Source organism: Streptococcus sp. ZY171113, from assembly GCF_057748235.1.
This window is the reverse complement of the sequence record NZ_CM173243.1, coordinates 1,433,103-1,451,501: the sequence shown is the minus strand read 5'-3', so window position 1 is coordinate 1,451,501 and position 18,399 is coordinate 1,433,103. Positions and strand designations below refer to the sequence as shown.

Annotated in this window: 20 protein-coding genes, 1 tRNA gene and 1 riboswitch; of the genes, 18 read left to right on the top strand and 3 right to left on the bottom strand. The window is 51.1% G+C overall.

From position 1 onward, the window contains the following. Positions 1 to 101 precede the first annotated feature (101 nt). The 5 genes from pfkA (at position 102) to AC3ARB_RS06840 (ending at position 4,998) form a co-directional block, all read left to right on the top strand. Positions 102 to 1,115, top strand: coding sequence for a 6-phosphofructokinase (gene pfkA / locus AC3ARB_RS06860; RefSeq protein ID WP_488319834.1), 1,014 nt, complete (start codon positions 102 to 104; stop codon positions 1,113 to 1,115). Positions 1,116 to 1,147: 32 nt separating this feature from the next. Beyond that, positions 1,148 to 2,653, top strand: a complete 1,506-nt coding sequence (gene pyk / locus AC3ARB_RS06855) for a pyruvate kinase (protein ID WP_488319833.1) — start codon at positions 1,148 to 1,150, stop codon at positions 2,651 to 2,653. Between the two features lie 56 nt (positions 2,654 to 2,709). Further along, complete coding sequence (locus tag AC3ARB_RS06850) at positions 2,710 to 3,477, top strand: HAD-IIB family hydrolase (protein WP_488319832.1); 768 nt, start codon at positions 2,710 to 2,712, stop codon at positions 3,475 to 3,477. A gap of 31 nt (positions 3,478 to 3,508) precedes the next feature. Continuing rightward, positions 3,509 to 4,465, top strand: a complete 957-nt coding sequence (locus AC3ARB_RS06845; RefSeq protein ID WP_488319831.1) for an aromatic acid exporter family protein — start codon at positions 3,509 to 3,511, stop codon at positions 4,463 to 4,465. Positions 4,466 to 4,536: 71 nt separating this feature from the next. Next, the gene (locus AC3ARB_RS06840) at positions 4,537 to 4,998 is read left to right on the top strand and encodes a Fur family transcriptional regulator (RefSeq protein ID WP_488319830.1); all 462 of its coding nucleotides are present in this window, start codon (positions 4,537 to 4,539) and stop codon (positions 4,996 to 4,998) included. Between the two features lie 130 nt (positions 4,999 to 5,128). Here the strand turns inward: AC3ARB_RS06840 and ypfJ are convergent, their stop codons facing one another. Then, the gene (gene ypfJ / locus AC3ARB_RS06835; protein WP_488319829.1) at positions 5,129 to 6,046 is read right to left on the bottom strand and encodes a KPN_02809 family neutral zinc metallopeptidase; all 918 of its coding nucleotides are present in this window, start codon (positions 6,044 to 6,046) and stop codon (positions 5,129 to 5,131) included. Positions 6,047 to 6,160: 114 nt separating this feature from the next. Here ypfJ and AC3ARB_RS06830 point away from each other — a divergent pair, with 114 nt between their 5' ends. From AC3ARB_RS06830 to AC3ARB_RS06770, 13 genes are all read left to right on the top strand, one after another. Next, positions 6,161 to 6,328: a hypothetical protein gene (locus AC3ARB_RS06830; RefSeq protein ID WP_488319828.1), complete on the top strand. Its 168-nt coding sequence runs from the start codon at positions 6,161 to 6,163 to the stop codon at positions 6,326 to 6,328. A 62-nt stretch (positions 6,329 to 6,390) separates the two neighbouring features. Then, complete coding sequence (locus tag AC3ARB_RS06825) at positions 6,391 to 7,242, top strand: bifunctional methylenetetrahydrofolate dehydrogenase/methenyltetrahydrofolate cyclohydrolase (RefSeq protein WP_488319827.1); 852 nt, start codon at positions 6,391 to 6,393, stop codon at positions 7,240 to 7,242. 12 nt (positions 7,243 to 7,254) lie between these two features. After that, positions 7,255 to 7,443, top strand: coding sequence for a hypothetical protein (locus tag AC3ARB_RS06820; RefSeq protein WP_488319826.1), 189 nt, complete (start codon positions 7,255 to 7,257; stop codon positions 7,441 to 7,443). Positions 7,444 to 7,561: 118 nt separating this feature from the next. After that, positions 7,562 to 8,905: an exodeoxyribonuclease VII large subunit gene (gene xseA / locus AC3ARB_RS06815; protein WP_488319825.1), complete on the top strand. Its 1,344-nt coding sequence runs from the start codon at positions 7,562 to 7,564 to the stop codon at positions 8,903 to 8,905. A 16-nt stretch (positions 8,906 to 8,921) separates the two neighbouring features. After that, positions 8,922 to 9,137 (top strand): exodeoxyribonuclease VII small subunit, encoded by a 216-nt coding sequence (locus AC3ARB_RS06810; RefSeq protein ID WP_488319824.1) that lies wholly within the window; start codon positions 8,922 to 8,924, stop codon positions 9,135 to 9,137. After that, a complete protein-coding gene (locus AC3ARB_RS06805) occupies positions 9,138 to 10,004 on the top strand; it encodes a polyprenyl synthetase family protein (protein ID WP_488319823.1) in 867 nt (288 codons plus the stop codon). Continuing rightward, entirely contained in the window at positions 9,997 to 10,821 is an 825-nt protein-coding gene (locus tag AC3ARB_RS06800) for a TlyA family RNA methyltransferase (RefSeq protein ID WP_488319822.1), read from the top strand. Before AC3ARB_RS06805 ends, AC3ARB_RS06800 begins: the two co-directional genes overlap by 8 nt. A 12-nt stretch (positions 10,822 to 10,833) precedes the next feature. Next, positions 10,834 to 12,492 carry a DNA repair protein RecN gene (gene recN, locus AC3ARB_RS06795; RefSeq protein ID WP_488319821.1) on the top strand — a complete coding sequence of 553 codons (1,659 nt, stop codon included), beginning with the start codon at positions 10,834 to 10,836 and terminating at the stop codon, positions 12,490 to 12,492. After that, entirely contained in the window at positions 12,489 to 12,941 is a 453-nt protein-coding gene (locus tag AC3ARB_RS06790) for a YrhA family protein (protein WP_488319820.1), read from the top strand. The genes recN and AC3ARB_RS06790 overlap by 4 nt, the downstream gene beginning before the upstream one ends. Continuing rightward, positions 12,928 to 13,299, top strand: a complete 372-nt coding sequence (locus AC3ARB_RS06785; RefSeq protein WP_488319819.1) for an immunity 22 family protein — start codon at positions 12,928 to 12,930, stop codon at positions 13,297 to 13,299. The genes AC3ARB_RS06790 and AC3ARB_RS06785 overlap by 14 nt, the downstream gene beginning before the upstream one ends. A gap of 76 nt (positions 13,300 to 13,375) precedes the next feature. After that, the gene (locus tag AC3ARB_RS06780; protein WP_488319818.1) at positions 13,376 to 13,588 is read left to right on the top strand and encodes a YdbC family protein; all 213 of its coding nucleotides are present in this window, start codon (positions 13,376 to 13,378) and stop codon (positions 13,586 to 13,588) included. Positions 13,589 to 13,792: 204 nt separating this feature from the next. Beyond that, entirely contained in the window at positions 13,793 to 15,388 is a 1,596-nt protein-coding gene (gene cshA, locus AC3ARB_RS06775) for a degradosome RNA helicase CshA (protein ID WP_488319817.1), read from the top strand. 310 nt (positions 15,389 to 15,698) lie between these two features. Next, positions 15,699 to 15,771: transfer RNA gene (locus tag AC3ARB_RS06770), tRNA-Ala, on the top strand. A gap of 83 nt (positions 15,772 to 15,854) precedes the next feature. Here the strand turns inward: AC3ARB_RS06770 and gatD are convergent. Further along, positions 15,855 to 16,640, bottom strand: a complete 786-nt coding sequence (gatD, locus tag AC3ARB_RS06765) for a lipid II isoglutaminyl synthase subunit GatD (RefSeq protein ID WP_488319816.1) — start codon at positions 16,638 to 16,640, stop codon at positions 15,855 to 15,857. Beyond that, a complete protein-coding gene (gene murT / locus AC3ARB_RS06760; protein ID WP_488319815.1) occupies positions 16,640 to 17,983 on the bottom strand; it encodes a lipid II isoglutaminyl synthase subunit MurT in 1,344 nt (447 codons plus the stop codon). Before murT ends, gatD begins: the two co-directional genes overlap by 1 nt. A gap of 125 nt (positions 17,984 to 18,108) precedes the next feature. Further along, positions 18,109 to 18,383: riboswitch (FMN riboswitch) on the top strand. The last annotated feature ends 16 nt before the right edge of the window (positions 18,384 to 18,399 follow it).

Here is an 18,399-nt window from a genome sequence, read left to right as displayed (position 1 = left end):
AATTTGAGACAAGTTCCTAGAAACTGTGCTATAATAGATAAGTCAATTAAATTTGAACCAGCCAAGACTGGTTACTTTCCCAAAAGGAGTAAAGGATAAACATGAAGCGTATTGCTGTTTTGACCAGCGGTGGCGACGCCCCTGGTATGAACGCTGCCGTGCGTGCGGTTGTGCGTAAGGCGATTACCGAGGGCATGGAAGTGTATGGCATCAACCGTGGCTATGCTGGCATGGTTGAAGGGGACATCTTCCCACTGACTGCCCGTGGGGTATCTGACCGTCTGACCCGTGGGGGAACCTTCCTCCAGTCAGCCCGTTACCCAGAGTTCAAGGAGTTGGAAGGCCAGCTCAAGGGCATTGAGCAGTTGAAAAAACACGGTATTGAAGGTGTTGTGGTTGTCGGTGGCGACGGCTCTTATCATGGTGCCATGCGTCTGACTGAGCACGGCTTCCCAGCTGTTGGTGTTCCTGGTACCATTGATAACGATATCGTTGGTACGGACTACACCATCGGTTTTGATACGGCTGTTAACACAGCGACGGACGCTTTGGACAAGTTGCGTGACACGTCTGCCAGCCACAACCGAACCTTTGTTGTTGAGGTCATGGGCCGTAACGCTGGTGACATTGCCCTCTGGTCAGGTATCGCTGGCGGTGCCGACCAAATCATCATCCCTGAAGAAGCTTACGACATCAACCAAGTTGTAGCCAACATCAAGGATGGTTATGAGAACAAGGGCAAGAACCATCACATTATCGTTCTGGCAGAAGGTGTTATGCCTGCTGAGGAATTTGCCAAGCTCCTCAAAGAAGCTGGCGACACCAGCGATTTGCGGGTGACCAACCTTGGTCACATTCTGCGTGGTGGTAACCCAAGCCCGCGTGACCGTGTCCTTGCTTCTTGGATGGGTGCTCATGCGGTTGAATTGCTCAAGGCAGGCCGTGGCGGTTTGGCTGTTGGTATCCACAACGAAGAGTTGGTGGAAAGCCCAATTCTGGGAACAGCAGAAGAGGGAGCCCTCTTTAGCTTGACTGAAGATGGTAAGATTATCGTCAACAACCCTCACAAGGCACGTTTGGACTTCGCAGCCCTTAACCGTGACTTGGCCCACTAAGATTTACTTGTATAGAAAAAAGGAGAATTAAAATGCATAAACGTGCTAAAGTTGTTTCAACCCTCGGTCCCGCAGTAGAAACTCGTGACGGTAAAAAGTATGGCGAGTCAGGCTACTGGGCTGGTCAGTTGGATGTTGAGACATCAGCTCAAACCATTGCACAGTTGATTACAGAGGGTGCGGATGTTTTCCGTTTCAACTTCTCTCACGGTGACCACGCTGAGCAAGGTGCTCGTATGGCGACTGTTCGTCGTGCGGAAGAAATCGCTGGCCGCAAGGTTGGTTTCCTCTTGGACACTAAAGGTCCTGAAATCCGTACAGAAGTTTTCGAAGACGGTGCTGATTTCCACACCTACAAGACTGGTGACCAGTTGCGTGTGGCGACAACTCAAGGCATCAAGTCAACTCCTGAAGTGATTGCCCTCAACGTTGCTGGTGGTTTGGACATCTTCAATGATGTTCACGTTGGTAACCAAATCTTGGTTGACGATGGTAAACTTGGTTTGACTGTTGTTGACAAGGACGAGGCTAAACGTGAGTTTATCGTTAGCGTTGAAAACGACGGTGTTGTTGGTAAACAAAAAGGTGTCAACATCCCTTACACTAAGATTCCTTTCCCAGCCTTGGCTGAGCGTGACAACGCTGATATTCGTTTCGGTTTGGAGCAAGGCCTCAACTACATCGCCATTTCATTCGTTCGTACAGCTAAGGATGTTAACGAAGTGCGTAACATCTTGAAAGAAACTGGCAACGAGCATGTTCAGTTGATCTCTAAAATCGAGAACCAACAAGGTATCGACAACTTGGAAGAAATCCTTGAAGCGTCTGACGGTATCATGGTTGCTCGTGGTGACATGGGTATCGAAGTACCTTATGAAATGGTACCAGTTTACCAAAAACAAATCATCGCAGCATGTAACCGTGTTGGTAAGCCAGTTATCACAGCAACTAACATGCTTGAGACCATGACTGAGAAGCCTCGTGCGACCCGTTCAGAAGTATCTGACGTCTTCAATGCTGTTATCGATGGTACAGACGCTACCATGCTTTCTGGTGAGTCTGCTAACGGTAAGTACCCTGTTGAGTCTGTTCGTACCATGGCTACCATCAGCAAGAAGGCTCAAACCCTCTTGAAAGAGTACGGCCGTCTATCTTCTGATAACTATGTTCGTGACAGCAAGACTGATGTTATTGCGTCAGCGGTTCGTGATGCAACCAACTCAATGGACATCAAATTGGTGGTAACCGTAACAGAAACTGGCTACTCAGCTCGTGCCATCTCTCACTACCGTCCAAATGCTGACATCTTGGCCATCACTTTCACTGACAAGGTGCAACGTAGCTTGACCCTTAACTGGGGTGTTATCCCAGTGATTACTGACCGTCCTGAGTCAACTGATGACATGTTCGAGTTGGCTGAGAAAGTTGCTAAAGAGCAAGGTCTGGTTGAAGCTGGTGACAACATTGTTATCGTTGCTGGTGTGCCTGTAGGTGTTGCTGGTTCAACAAACACCATGCGTGTTCGTACTGTTCAATAAGAAAAAGCCTAGCCAGTTGGAACCTTTCCGACTGGCTTTTTGGCAAGGGAGGTAGGATGATGCGATTTGTCTTTGACTTGGATGGAACCATTTGCTTTGATGGGGATAACTTGCCTGACCCTATCAGGGAAGCCCTGACAGCCTTAGAAGCGGCTGGTCACGACTTGATTTTTGCTTCGGCTCGTTCCTATCGGGACTGTTTGGGTATCTTGGGCCAGGAATTGTCTCAGCGGCTGGTCATTGGTCTCAACGGTGGCATCGCTTATGAGGGCGGACAGTTGGTTTATCAGGAGCAGCTTGACCACCAGAGCTTAGAGCTGGCCCTGGCTTACTGTCAGACCCACGATTTGGCTTATTTTCTGGATGATGCTTTTGATTATGCCTGCAATCGTCCTGAGGGCGTGGCTTTCTATCCTTTTGTTGATCCTTTGGGAATGGCCGAGCGTAAACATTGGTCTGAACTGGCCGATCCGACCAAGTTGGTCATCTTTTTCGGTGACCGCCCAGACCTGGCGGAACCCTTGATGAGCCAACTGAACCAGCTAGACCGCTCGGCTATCTTTTACCATGAAGGGGAAAATGCCCTCTACCTCAATCCAAAAGGCGTCACCAAGGGGGCGACGGTGGAACGGTTTTGCGGCAGGGAGTTTGTCGCCTTTGGGAATGATAAGAACGATATGGATTTCTTTGACAGAGCCACCTATGCTGTTCAGGTGGGAGACTATGAGCCTCTGACAGCCTATGCCGACCAGCAGGTGATGGCTCAGCCAGAAACCGTGGCTCAGGTCATCCGAGACTTGGGCAATCGTTTCAAGTCTTATTAGGTCACGATAGACACAAGAGAAAGGAGTGGTCATGTCCCTTTTTCAACGCACCATCAAGCTGGTTTTAGCGACCAGCCTCGCCTTTTTGCTGGCAGACCAGCTGGGGCTTGCTTATGCTAGTTCGGCAGGTGTCATTGCCCTGCTCAGCGTCCTTGACACCAGACGGAGCTCCTTTAAGGTGGCCCGTGGCCGGCTCTTGGCCACCCTTCTGGCCCTGGGCTTGGCTAGCGGTCTCTTTAGTTTTCTGGGCTTTTCTTTTCTAACGTTTACCCTCTTTTTAGCCCTCTACATCCCCTTGGTTTATCGCTTTCAGCTGGAGGTTGGCCTGGCTCCCAGTACGGTTCTGGTCCTCCATCTCTTGCAGGAAAAAAAACTTAGCTGGTCTCTTTTGGGAAATGAGCTGGCGCTGTTTTTGCTGGGGGCAGGTCTGGCTCTCTTGATTAATCTTTACATGCCCTCTAAGGTCAGGCAGATTGAGGCCTATCACCAGCGGGTTGAAGAGGGGCTACGAGTGATTTTGCGACGGTTTCAGGTGTTTCTCCAGTCTGGCAATGGTAAAAATGAAGGCATCTTGATTGACCGATTGGAAGAGGAGATTGAGGCGGCCCTCAATCTAGTCTACCGTGATCGGCATAATCAGGTTTTTCACCAGACCAACTACCAGGTTCATTACTTTGACATGCGTATGGCCCAGCTTCAGGTCTTGAGACGGATGGCCCTTTTAGTCAACGACCTCAACCATCAGTCAGAAGAAAGCCAGCTCTTAGCTCAGCTATTTTCCCAAACAGCTGACCAGTTGAGTGAGGAAAACTCAGGTCAGGAGCTCATGCAGGCCATTGATGCCTATCTGACCAGGTTTCGCCAGCGGGACCTGCCCCAGACCAGGGCAGCTTTTGAGAGCCGGGCCTTGCTCTTTCAGTTGCTCAACGACCTGCGAACCTTTACCCAGCTCAAGGTGGCTTTCTGCCAGACCTATGGTCAGTTGTGAGCAAGGTTTCTTTTTAGACAATTTTTTGAAAAATTTGTTATAATAGAGGAAATACCACCGAGGAGGACACTATGGCAGAGGCGATTGTCTTGACGGCCACTCAGCAAGAGGACTATGGTCAGGTGATTAGTCACCTCAAGAGCAAACACATCCGAATTACCGAGACCAGGAAAGCTGTCTTGCGTTATATGATTGCGGCCAAGCACCACCCCAGTGCGGAGCAGATTTACCGTGACCTCTTGCCCCTTATTCCTGGCATGAGCCTGGCCACGGTCTACAACAACCTGCGGGTTCTGGTTGAGGAAGGTTTTGTGTCTGAGCTCAAGGTGTCTAATGACAACACCACTTATTTTGATTTTTTAGGTCACGAGCACCTCAACGTGGTCTGTGAAGTCTGCGGCAAAATTGCAGATTTTATGGATGTTGACCTGTCCATTTTCAAAAAAGAAGCCGAAGAAAAAACAGGCTACCAGGTAACCCGAGAACAGTTTCTGATTTACGGCATTTGCCCAGATTGCCTCACATCCCAGTAGTAGCTAACCTCCTCTGATGTTTTCAGAGGAGGTTTTACTGTTTTAGGCCATAGCAGAGCTTTGTCTGTTGGAAGCAATCGCTGTCTCAAAACCAGTAGAAAAGACCACCTGATGGCGGTCTATGTGAGGGTTAAATGTCGCTGTTAAAGGTGTCGCCGTGTTCCAAATCCCCGTATTGGTAACCACGGTCAAACCAGGTTTTACGTTGCTCAGAAGTGCCGTGGGTAAAGCTGTCAGGAACCACTCGGCCATAGGCCTCATGTTGGAGGGTATCGTCACCAACGGCATGGGCAGCGTTCATGGCTTCTTCAATGTCACCAACATCTAGGTAACCTTGGCCGTCCACGTGTTTGGCCCAGGCTCCTGCATAGTAGTCAGCCTGAAGTTCTAAACGAACGGTCAAGGCATTAGCCTGTTTTTCAGACAGGCCACGTTTGGCTTGAGCGTATTGAGTCATGGTTCCGAGTTCGTGTTGAACATGGTGGCCGACCTCGTGGGCGATAACATAGGCCATGGCAAAGTCACCTTGGGCCCTGTACTTGGTGGTCAATTCTTCATAGAAAGACATGTCCAGATAAATCTTTTCATCACCAGAGCAGTAGAAGGGCCCAGCGGCTGCCTGTCCAAGACCACAGGCCGTCTGAGTTTGGCCTTCGTAAAAGACTAGAGACGGTGGCTGATAGGTCATGCCATGACGGGAAAATTCTTGGGCCCAAAAATCTTCTGTACTGGCCAAAACCTTGCTGACAAATTCAGAGTCCGCATCAGTCAAATTGGTGCGGTTGGTGGACACTTGAGTGGACTGGTAGGGAGAATAGCTTGCGCTATTACCGAAGAGATTTCCAAAACCACCGCGGCCAAAGAGGAGAAGAAAGAGAACCAAGAGGAGCTTGCCCTTCCAGCCCATGCGGGAGAAGAGTAAAGACAGCAGGAGGTTACTCCCCATAGATGAGCCTTGACGGCCAAACGGTGTGCCTGAACTGCCAACATGGCCCTGTCCACGGCGGTCTTCAATGTTATTACTCTGACGTAACTTGTCTGTTTTCATGATGCCTTTCCTTTGACTAATGTCCTTCTATTATACGGTATTTGCGGGAAAATGTCATTCTTCTTGCCTTTCAGGTTCAGTCGGGGTATAATGAGGAAAAGAAAGAGAGGGTTTATGACACCGAAACAGATTGTGATTCTCCTACTGGCCGTTTTTTCCTTGGTCAAAATTTTTGGCATTAGCAAGTACACCAAACTCTTGGTAGATCAGACAAAAAAGAATGAACTGGCTAAGAAAACTCAAGAAAACTACCTAGATGACAAAAATGACGAACAGAAATAAAAATACTTTTATTTTTGTTAATATTTTGTTAAAATAGACCTATCAAGAACAAAGGAGTTATCATGGCAACAATTATTGATGGCAAGGCTCTGGCAGCCAAGATGCAGGCAGAACTGGCAGAAAAGGTGGCCAAGTTGAAGGCAAACAAGGGCATCGTGCCTGGTCTGGTGGTGATTTTGGTGGGTGAGGATCCTGCTAGTCAAGTCTATGTGGGCAACAAGGAGCGGTCTGCCCTCAAGGCTGGTTTCAAGAGCGAGGTGGTTCGAGTTCCTGATACCATTAGTCAGGAGGATCTTTTGTCCCTCATCGCCAAATACAATGCAGACGACAGTTTCCATGGGATTCTGGTTCAGCTGCCCCTACCTAAACACATCAACGAGGAAGAGGTTTTGCTGGCCATTTCCCCAGAAAAAGACGTGGACGGCTTCCACCCCATGAACATGGGCCGCCTCTGGAGCGGTCACGCGGTCATGGTGCCGTGTACACCTGCGGGTGTCATGGAGATGTTCAAGGCTTACGACATTGAGCTGGCGGGCAAAAATGCTGTGGTGATTGGCCGGAGCAACATTGTCGGCAAGCCAATGGCCCAGCTCCTCATGGATCAAAACGCTACCGTAACCATTGCCCACTCCCGCACCAAGAACCTGCCAGAGCTGGCGCGGACAGCGGATGTCTTGGTGGTGGCCATCGGTCGCGGCAACTTTGTGACCAAGGACTTTGTCAAGGAAGGAGCTGTGGTCATCGACGTGGGCATGAACCGTGACGAGGACGGCAAGCTCTGCGGCGATGTCAAGTACGATGAGGTTGAGCCGATTGCCAGCCACATCACCCCTGTTCCTGGCGGTGTTGGCCCAATGACCATCACCATGCTCATGGAGCAGACCTATGACTCTGCGGTGCGGTCAGTTCAGTAGGAGGATTGGTCTATGAAAAATGACAAGCTGGTGTTAGCTTTTGTTTTCTTCTTCAACGGCTTAACCATGAGTTTCTTGCTCAAACCTTGGTTTCTTGGCCTTCCCATGTTTGCGGTGAGCCTGTTTTATCTGATTCAAGGTTTGGAACAAGAGGACAAGTCAGACCAATCGACTAAAGATAAAGACAAGACCAAATCATAAGTGAAAAAGTGGCTGAACCCAGTCACTTTTTTGACTTTTTGCTATAATAGAAGGAGTAGAAAATGGAGCCTTGCTCTGTTTTCATAGCCAGTTAGAGATAGGAGAGTAAGGAGGGCCTATGCCAGACTATTTGTCGGTCACGGATTTGACCAAGTATTTGAAATTAAAATTTGACCGTGACCCCTATCTGGAGCGGGTCTATTTGACCGGTCAGGTGTCCAACTTCCGCCGTAGGCCCAGCCACCAGTATTTTTCCCTCAAGGACGACAAGGCGGTCATCCAGGCCACCATGTGGGCTGGGGTTTATAAGTCTCTGGGCTTTGAGCTGGAAGAGGGGATGAAGGTCAATGTCATCGGTCGGATTCAGCTCTATGAGCCTGGTGGGTCTTACTCGATTGTGATTGAACGAGCGGAGCCAGACGGCATCGGTGCCTTGGCGGTGGCCTTTGAGCAGTTGAAAAAACGGTTGGGCGAGGCGGGTTTCTTCGATGATCGTCACAAGCAGACCCTGCCCCAATTCGTCCAGAAAATAGGTGTGGTGACCAGTCCCAGCGGGGCGGTTATCAGAGACATTCACACCACAGTCAGCCGTCGCTTTCCGGGTGTGGAGATTGTTCTCTTTCCGACCAAGGTTCAGGGAGAAGGAGCCGCCCAGGAAGTGGCCGCTAATATCCGTCGGGCCAATGAGCGTGATGACCTGGATGTCCTGATTGTCGGTCGGGGTGGGGGTTCCATTGAGGACCTCTGGGCCTTCAACGAGGAAGTGGTGGTCGAGGCCATTTTCGAGTCTCGCTTGCCAGTTATTTCATCAGTGGGTCACGAGACGGATACCACCTTGGCCGACTTTGTGGCGGACAGGCGGGCGGCGACTCCGACTGCTGCGGCTGAATTGGCCACGCCTGTGACCAAAGCGGATGTCCTGGCCTTTGTCAAGGACAGACAGTTACGTGCCCATCAGGCCCTGCAACGCCAAATCAACTACCGCAGGGAGCGGGTGACCAAGTTGGCCAATTCAGTCATCTTCCGTCAGCCTGAACGGCTCTACGATGTTTACCTGCAAGGGCTGGACCGTGCTCGTTTGGCCTTGGTCAATCGTTTCAGGGAACAAGTCAGGTCTAGCCAGACCAGTCAGGCCCTGCTCCAGCAACGGCTACTGGCGACCAATTTGCCTGGTCAGGTCAAGCACTTGCAGCAAGGGGTTGCGGCTCAAGAAGCCAAGTTGATTCAGCAGATTCGCCAGACCCTGACCCAGTTGGCCGCTCGGCTAGAAAAAAATGAGGCACGGTTGCTGTCTCTGGATACCAGTCGAATCCTCAAGCGAGGCTTTGCCATCGTCCAGCAAGAGGGAGCAAGTCGGAGTTCAGTCGCCGGTCTAGCGGTCGGGGACCAGGTTGAGGTGACCCTGGCTGACGGCCAATTTGTGGCAGAAGTGACAGAAATCAAGGGCGAGTTGGCCCAGTAAATGAAAGAGGGAAATCATGCCAAGTAAAACACAGACATTTGAGGAAAAATTGCAGGCCTTGGAGGCCATTGTGACCCGTTTGGAAAATGGTGAAGTGCCTTTGGAAGAGGCCATTTCAGCCTTTCAAGAAGGCATGGTCCTGTCCAAGGACTTGCAGAAGACCTTGGCGGCAGCTGAGGAGACCCTGCTCAAGGTGGTCCAGGCTGACGGCAGCGAGAAGGAGCTGGACTAGATGACCAAGTTAGCAGGGATTGAGGCGGCTTTGGCGACCTACTATGGTCAGGCGGCGGTTTCTGACCGCTTGGTTGAAGCCATTCGCTACTCGCTTGAGGCAGGGGGCAAGCGGATTCGTCCGCTCTTGCTCTTGGAGCTTTTGGAGGGGCTGGGCTTGAGTTTGGCTCCTGCCCACTTCCAAGTGGCGGCGGCTCTGGAGATGATTCACACGGGCAGTCTGATTCACGATGATCTGCCGGCCATGGACAACGACGACTACCGCCGGGGCCGCTTGACCAACCACAAGCAGTTTGATGAGGCCACGGCCATTTTGGCTGGGGACAGCCTCTTTCTGGACCCCTTTGGCCTGGTGGCTGAGAGCGATTTGCCGGCCCAGGTGCGGTTGGACCTGATTCGGGAGCTCTCCTATGCGGCGGGCAGCTACGGCATGGTAGGCGGTCAGATGTTGGACATGGCTGGCGAGGGGAAGCAGGTGTCCTTGACTGACTTGCAGGCCATTCACGCCAACAAGACGGGCAAACTCTTGGCCTTTCCTTTTGTGGCAGCAGGGCTAATAGCCGAGCTGGACAGGGAGGCCCAGGCTGATTTTCGGACGGCGGGTGACCTAGTTGGTTTGGCCTTCCAGGTGCGTGACGACATCTTGGATGTGACTGCTAGTTTTGAAGACCTGGGTAAGACGCCCAAGAAGGACCTGTCAGCAGACAAGTCCACCTACCCCAACCTCTTGGGACTGGACAAGTCCTACGAGATTTTGGACGAGACCCTGTCAGCAGCGTCAGCCATTTTCCAAAAACTGGAAGAAAAGCTGGGGGCGGACCTGACAGGAAGCAAGGAAGTGATAGAAAGGTTGCGACTGCATGGCTAAGGAACGGGTTGATGTGCTGGCCCACAAACAGGGGCTTTTTGAGACCAGGGAGCAGGCCAAGCGGGGCGTCATGGCAGGTCTGGTGGTGGCGGTCATTAACGGCCACCGCTACGACAAGCCGGGGGAGAAAATCGACGAGACCACCGAGCTCAAGCTCAAGGGCGAGAAACTAAAATACGTTAGCCGAGGCGGGCTCAAGTTGGAGAAGGCCTTGGCGGTCTTTGGCCTGTCTGTTGAGGGCAAGCTCTGTCTGGATATCGGGGCCTCGACAGGTGGCTTTACCGATGTCATGGTCCAGTCTGGAGCGGACTTGGTTTATGCTGTTGATGTGGGCACCAACCAGCTGGTCTGGAAACTTCGCCAAAATGAACGGGTGGTCTCCATGGAGCAGTACAATTTTCGCCATGCCCAGCTGGCTGATTTTGACCGAGGCCAGCCCAGCTTTGCTTCAATTGACGTCAGCTTTATCTCGCTGGGCTTGATTTTGCCAGCCTTGCAGGGGGTTTTGGCGGCTGGCGGCCAGGTGGTGGCCCTCATCAAGCCTCAGTTTGAGGCGGGCCGTGAGCAGATTGGTAAGAATGGGATTGTCAAGGACCCTGCTGTCCATGTCAAGGTTCTGGAAGAGGTGACGGCCATGGCGGTTGAGACAGGGTTTTCTGTTCTGGGTCTGGATTTCTCACCCATTCAAGGTGGCCAGGGCAATGTGGAATTTTTAGCCCACCTGGAAAAAACAGACCAGCCGATCAATCAGGTGGCTGGCCAGATCAAGGCCTTGGTTGACCAAGCCCACCAAAGTTTTAAGCCCAAGGACGACTAGGAAGGAAGAGGCATGCTACTAGAAATTGCCATTAAAAACTTTGCCATTATCGAGGAGATTCGCCTGACCTTTGACCGGGGCATGACAGTTCTGACCGGGGAGACCGGGGCAGGCAAGTCCATCATCATCGACGCCATGAACATGATGCTGGGCAGTCGCGCCAGCCACGACGTCATTCGCCACGGTCAGCCCAAGGCCGAGATTGAGGGGCTTTTTTCTCTGGGAAATAGCCGAGCTCTTCAGCAGGTCTTGGTTGACAACGGGATTGAGGAGACGGATGAGCTGATTATCCGCCGAGAAATCTTTGCCAACGGGCGGTCAGTTAGCCGAGTCAACGGCCAGCTGGTCAACTTGACCACCCTCAAGGCCATCGGAGAGCATTTGGTGGATATTCACGGCCAGCATGACCAGGAAGAGCTCATGCGGCCCCAACGCCACATCGGCCTCTTGGATAGCTTTGGGGACGAGGCCTTTTGGCAACTGAAAACCAGCTACCAAGCGACTTTTGACCGCTACCGCAAGCACCGCAAACGGGTCTTGACCATCAAGAAAAATCAAGAGGAGCACAAGGCACGGATTGATATGCTGGCCTTCCAGCTGGCCGAGCTGGAAGCGGCCGACCTCAAACCTGGTGAGGACCAGGCACTAACTGCGGAGCGGGAGCGATTGCTCAACCATAAAAACATCGCTGATACCCTGGCTTCAGCCTATGCCATGCTGGATAACGAAGACTTTTCCAGTTTAGCCAATGTCCGAACGGCCATGAACGACCTGGAGAGTTTGGAGGAGTTTGACCCTAGCTACAAGGACATGTCCCAGCATTTGTCTGAGGCCTACTATGTCTTGGAGGATGTGACCAAGCGGCTGGAGGCAACCATTGACGGTCTGGAATTTGACGGCAACCGCCTTATGGAAGTCGAGTCTCGTTTGGATACCATTCACACCATGACCCGCAAGTACGGTGGCCAGGTGGACGATGTTCTGACTTACTATGCTCAAATCAGTAAGGAATACGACCACCTGACGGGTTCGGACCTGTCTTCAGAAGACATGGAGCAGGAATTGAAAGGCTTGGAGCGGCAACTGGTGGCGGAGGCCAAGAGCCTGTCTGAGGCCAGACACCAATTGGCGGTGGCTCTGGAAGCTGATATTCATCAGGAACTCCAAGACCTCTACATGGAGAAGGCCCGTTTCCAGGTGACCTTCACCAAGAGCAAGTTCAGCCGAGAGGGCAACGAGGCGGTGGAGTTTTACATTTCAACCAACCCTGGTGAAGATTTCAAGCCCCTGGTCAAGGTGGCCTCTGGCGGGGAATTGTCCCGCCTCATGTTGGCCATCAAGTCGTCGTTCTCACGCAAGGAAGACAAGACAGCCATCGTCTTTGACGAGGTGGACACGGGCGTGTCCGGCCGAGTAGCGCAAGCTATTGCCCAAAAAATCTATAAAATCGGCCAGAACGGTCAGGTTCTGGCCATCTCCCACCTGCCTCAGGTCATCGCCATCGCGGACAACCAGTTCTTTATCTCTAAAACCAGCAGCGAGACCAGCACGGTCTCAACGGTGCGTCTCTTGACCCCAGATGAGCGGATTGAGGAAATCGCCAAGATGTTGGCGGGGGCTGATGTGACCGAGACGGCCAGACAGCAGGCTAGGGAGTTGTTGAACAAATGATAGAGAAAAAGTGGTTAAACCAGTTGGAAACCTTGCAGTCTCTGGCCCAATCTCATGATGAAGAGGCCTATCCAACCTGTGGCCCTTTTAAATCGTCGGAAGACTTGGTTCTTCCTGAGGCATATCGGGCTATTTTAGCGGTGGTGAACGGGCTGGAGTGGGACGGTCATATTCTTTACGGCCATGTGGCTGACCGTGACTTTGCTACCGACAAAGAAGGCTATGATTTACTGCTGATGAATGCCATTTGGCACGACGTGAACCCGACAGACTTTCTTTATTTGGGTGACAGTGATATGAGTTGGTGGGTCTACGACCGCCAGAGCCAGTCTTATCAAGAGTTGGACAAACCATCAGGTGAACTTGTCACCAGTTTTTCTAGTCTGGCTGACTTTTTAGTAGGATTTTTCGCCAGTGCTTTAGGGGAGGCATCAGATGATGAGGAATAATTCGCAGTCCACCGTCCATCTTTTTGTTGGAAAAATGGCTAGCGCGGACGACTTAGAAGCCTATGTGACAGGTTTTTATGACGAGGAGGGAGAATACGTCCCATCAGCCTTTGAAACAGCGTTCGGGATTGACTTAGACCCAGATTTCTTGGAAGCGGAGTGGTTTGACCAAGCCAGTTCGGACCTGCCTCACTTGTTGACTGGCTTTTCCTATGATGACCAACTCATGCCCCAGTTTCCAGATGTTTTAGCTGATCCAGTCAATAGCCTCATCTTGGTTTATGAGGCTGACCAGGCACCGATTTCCGAGACTGACGGTTTCTTCCTTTATCTGGGCAAGGCAAGCTATTGTCCCTAAATCACTTATTTTTCATTAGTCTTACGAATAACTCAGTAAGAAAAAACAACGGCTGAGCCGTTAGAAGGAGTAAGCTATGGCAGAATTTAGCTTTGAGATTACAGAACACTTGTTGGTGCTGTCCACCAACGACAAGGGCTGGACCAAGGAACTCAACCGGGTCAGCTTCAATGGTGCAGAAGCCAAGTATGACATCCGTACCTGGAGCCCAGACCACAGCAAGATGGGCAAGGGCATTACCCTGACCAACGAGGAGTTTAAGGTGCTCTTGGATGCCTTTAAGGCTTAAACAGCCTATTGGCATTGGACACAACATGAAGGCACGAAAGGCTGGTTCTACCAGTCTTTTTGTATGAAAACGTGTTAGTTAGGGTTTCAAGGCAAATCTCTGTTTATTTATGGAAATTGTGTTATACTAGGTAGGTTGTGATTCCATGACAAGATAAAACGCCTTATAAGGCAGCTTCGCACTGCCTTTTTAGAAAGAAGACACATGAAATTTAATGAACTTGCTCTGTCCGCAGAGATTTTGGCCGCTGTTGAAGCAGCTGGCTTTGAAACCCCATCACCCATTCAGGAGATGACCATTCCCTTGGCCCTCGAAGGCAAGGACGTGATTGGTCAGGCCCAGACGGGTACGGGTAAGACGGCAGCCTTTGGTCTGCCGACCCTCAACAAGATTGACACCAACAACCCAGCCATCCAGGCCTTGGTCATTGCCCCGACCCGTGAATTGGCTGTGCAGAGCCAGGAAGAGCTCTTCCGTTTTGGCCGTGAAAAGGGTGTTAAAGTCCGCTCAGTATATGGCGGCTCTAGCATTGAGAAACAAATCAAGGCCCTCAAATCAGGTGCTCATGTGGTGGTTGGGACACCAGGTCGTCTTCTGGACTTGATTAAGCGTAAGGCCCTTCGTTTGGACGGCATTGAGACCCTGATTTTGGATGAGGCAGACGAGATGCTCAATATGGGCTTCTTGGAAGACATCGAAGCCATCATCAGCCGCACGCCCGAAGACCGTCAGACCCTGCTCTTCTCAGCTACCATGCCAGATCCGATCAAACGCATCGGCGTTCAGTTCATGAAAGAGCCTGAGCATGTTAAAATTGCGGCCAAGGAATTGACCACAGAGCTGATTGACCAGTACTACATTCGTGTGCGTGAGCATGAGAAGTTTGACACCATGACCCGCCTTATGGATGTGGACCAGCCTGAGCTGTCTATCGTCTTTGGTCGGACCAAGCGTCGGGTGGACGAATTGACCCGTGGTTTGAAAATCCGTGGCTTCCGTGCCGAAGGCATCCACGGTGACCTGGACCAGAACAAGCGTTTGCGGGTTCTGCGTGATTTCAAAAATGATAACATTGACATTCTGGTAGCGACTGATGTGGCGGCCCGTGGTTTGGACATTTCAGGTGTCACCCACGTGTATAACTACGACATTCCCCAAGATCCTGAGAGCTATGTTCACCGGATTGGTCGGACGGGTCGGGCCGGTAAATCTGGCCAGTCCATCACCTTTGTCTCGCCAAACGAGATGGGTTATTTGGCCATTATCGAGGATTTGACCAAGAAACGCATGAAGGGGATGAAGCCTGCAACGGCAGAAGAAGCCTTTGCGGCGACCAAAAAGGTGGCCCTCAAGAAGATTGAGCGGGACTTTGCAGACGAGAACATCCGTGCCAACTTTGATAAGTTTAAGGCTGACGCACTCAAATTGGCGGCCGAATTTAGCCCAGAAGAGTTGGCCCAATACATCCTCAGCCTGACGGTTTCTGATCCAGAAACCATGCCTAAGGTTGAAATTGCCCAGGAAAAACCACTGCCGTTTAAGTTCGCCCCTGGCCAGGCCAAGGGCAAGGGCAGTCGAGGTGGCAGGGGTCGTGACCGTGATGACCGTGGTTCTCGTGACCGCAAGGGTGGTTACCGAGGCGACCGACGTCGAGATGACCGAGATGGAGAGCGTCGCGATTTCAAACGCAAGTCCAACAAGAACTACAAGGACTTTGCCAATAAGGACAACAAGAAGCCTCACCGCACATCAAGCGAAAAACAACCAGGTTTTGTCATTCGTAACAAGGGCGATAAGTAGATTACATTATCTACAATGAAATGAATAGATTAGAGGCGGGGATTTCATCCTTGCCTTCTATTTTTATTGAGCAAGTTGAGCAGGACATTTTGAATAGTTTGTTAAAGCACTGAAAAGTCAAGATGAACGTGTACCCAGTTCTAGTTGAGACGAGATCAGGTGGTTTACACATTAAATTGAGGTTTTTCGTTAAGCTTGTGGTGAATTAAAAATAATTTTTTTTGAAAAGGTCTTGACAGTTGTTAGTTTTTAAGGTAAACTATAAAAGTAATCACGTTTAGTAACATTTAAGTTACCAAATTGAGATTTTGGGGTCTTAGCTCAGCTGGGAGAGCGTTTGGCTGGCAGCCAAAAGGTCAGGGGTTCGATCCCCCTAGATTCCATCATCAAGAGCCTAGGCTCTTTTTTTCTTTTTCTAAAGCATGGCAGAAAAACCTCGGTCGAGTCCCGGCCGAGGTTTTGTCGTTTAGTTCATGTCAACCTTACGCTTCACGTCTTCGTATTCTTCAGGTCTTTCCAGGCTGAGAATGTCGTCGTAGCTCGGCAGTTGGATGTCCTGCCCGTAGCGGTTTTTGAGGGCCGTCACCGCCATGCGATAGGCCAGGTTGGTGTTGCGGGACAGGATTGGACCGTGGAAGTAGGTGCCATAAACGTTCTTGTAGTGAACCCCTTCGCCATTGTGTTCATCGTTGTTCCCGATGCCGTAGAGGACCTCGCCCAGGGGCTTTTCATCCTCAGACAGGAAGGTCCGTCCCTGGTGGTTTTCAAAACCATAATAGGTTTCGTTGAACTCCTTGTTGTGGATTTTGATGTCCCCGATGTAGCGGTTATTTTCCTGATTGAGGGTGTAGTGGCCCATGACCCCAACCCCGTCAATCTTGACGCCATTGGCTTGCACGTAGTATTGCCCCAGGAGCTGGAAGCCACCACAGATGGCTACCATGACCTTGTTTTCCTGGATAAAGGCATTGAGGGCCTCTTTTTTGGCAGGCAGGTCCTTGGAAACGATGGATTGTTCATAGTCCTGGCCACCACCAAAGACGGCAATGTCGTAAAAGTCCTTGTCGAAATCGTCTCCCAGAGACACGACATCTGCCTGAACGCGAGCTCCTAGTTTTTCCCCGATGTACTTGAGCATGAGCACGTTACCGTAGTCGCCATAGGTGTTCATCAGGTCGCCGTAGAGGTGGGCGATGTTGAGTTGGTAGCGGTAGTCCTGATTGTCAGCTGATTTTAATGAGGTGTAGACCATTAGTTTCTCTCCTTTCTGACAGCCTGACGCTTGGTCAGGAGGTCACGCAATTCCAGCATGGCAGTATAGGTGGCCAAGATGTAGGCGTGCTGGCTATGCTGTTGTTCGATGCTGGCAAGGAGGTCTTCAAGGCTGGCCTGAGGGGTAATCTGGTCGCTCGGGTAGTCAGTCACTCGTAGGCGACGGGCGATTTCTGGGTAGCGAACCCCACCAGCATTGACAGCCGTGACGTCCATCTGGTGAATCATCTCAAAATCAGCATCCCAAATCCAGCTGGTGTCAATCCCATCCGCATAGTTGGCGTTGAGCAGGACAGACAGGCTGAAGTCGTAAGGGGCCAATTTGATCATTTCCAGGGCCTGGTTGGCACCGACAGGGTTTTTAATCAAAATCAGGGTACAGTCCTTGTCTCCAACCTTGAAGGTTTCCTGGCGACCAAAGACCGCTCGTGACTTGTCAAAACCAGCCTTGATGGTTGCAGGTGCAACCCCCAGGTATTCAGCAACCGCCACCGCAGCTAGGGCGTTGTAGATGTTGTAGAGGCCACCGACATTGATTTTGTAATCCTGGCCATCAATGATAAAACCTGAAGACAGGTGGGTCAGCTCGGTCAACTGGGTCAGGGCATAATCTAATTGCGGCCGCTCAAAGGCACAGTTAGGGCAGGTGTAGTCGCCCAGGTTGGCGTAGGTGTTGAGGCGGTAGGTGATGATGCTGTCGCAGTGAGGGCAGAGCACCCCTTCCGTGTTAAAGTGGGCCCGTTTTGGCTCCGTTTTTTCGGTGTCAAAGCCATAGTAGCGGACAGGGTTGGTCAGGGGTTTGGAGTTAAAGAGCGGGCTGTCACCGTTGGCCAAAATGGTAGCAGTAGGTGCTTTGGCAACTCCATCCAAAATCATTTGGTAGGTGGTGTAGATTTCGCCGAAGCGGTCCATCTGGTCACGGAAAATATTGGTCAGGACAATCAGGCTAGGTGTGATGTAGTCGGTCACCTTGGCCAGGCTGGCCTCGTCAATCTCTAGGACCGCAATCTTCTTGCCAGATTTTCCTGGTTTGGCACTCAAAAAGGTCGAGGCAATCCCCGTAATCATGTTGGCCCCGCTAGGGTTGGTCACCACCTCACCAAAGGCCTCCTTGAGAATGCCCACGGTCAGGGCAGTGGTTAGGGTCTTACCGTTGGTTCCAGTGATGACCACCACTTCGTAGTCCTTGGCCAGATTTTGAAGGATGTGCGGGTCGAGGGAGAGGGCTAACTTACCAGGCAGGGTTGAGCCTCGTCCGAGTTTACTGAGGGCAAAGTGGGCTGATTTCCCCACTGTTTTTGCTAAAAAAGTCTTTACTGTCATAACCTTTATTTTATCATAAAATCAGGCTTTCTGTCATTTTTTGACCTCGTTCGTCATCAAATTCCAACAATTACTAACTAGTGAGACGAAACGGTTGCAATCAATGAGATTTTTTGGTATCCTAGTCTTGTCTTCAGGGCAGGGTGAGATTCCCGACCGGCGGTGACTGCTTGCCCTTGCTGACTAGATAGGCTTAATCGTCGTTGCCGAGCCTTGCCGTACCACTTGTACTGCCTGCGGCTCGTCGCCTAGACTAAGCCCATCTAGTCTAGCAAGGGTTATCAGAAGTCCGTGAGCGAAAGCTGATGTGGTGCAATTCCACAACCGACAGTTAAAACGAGTGGTCATCAAATCCAAATCGGTAATCACGAGTAAAAAGTCTGGATGGGAGAAGACAAAGGGTTTTTCTGCATAGT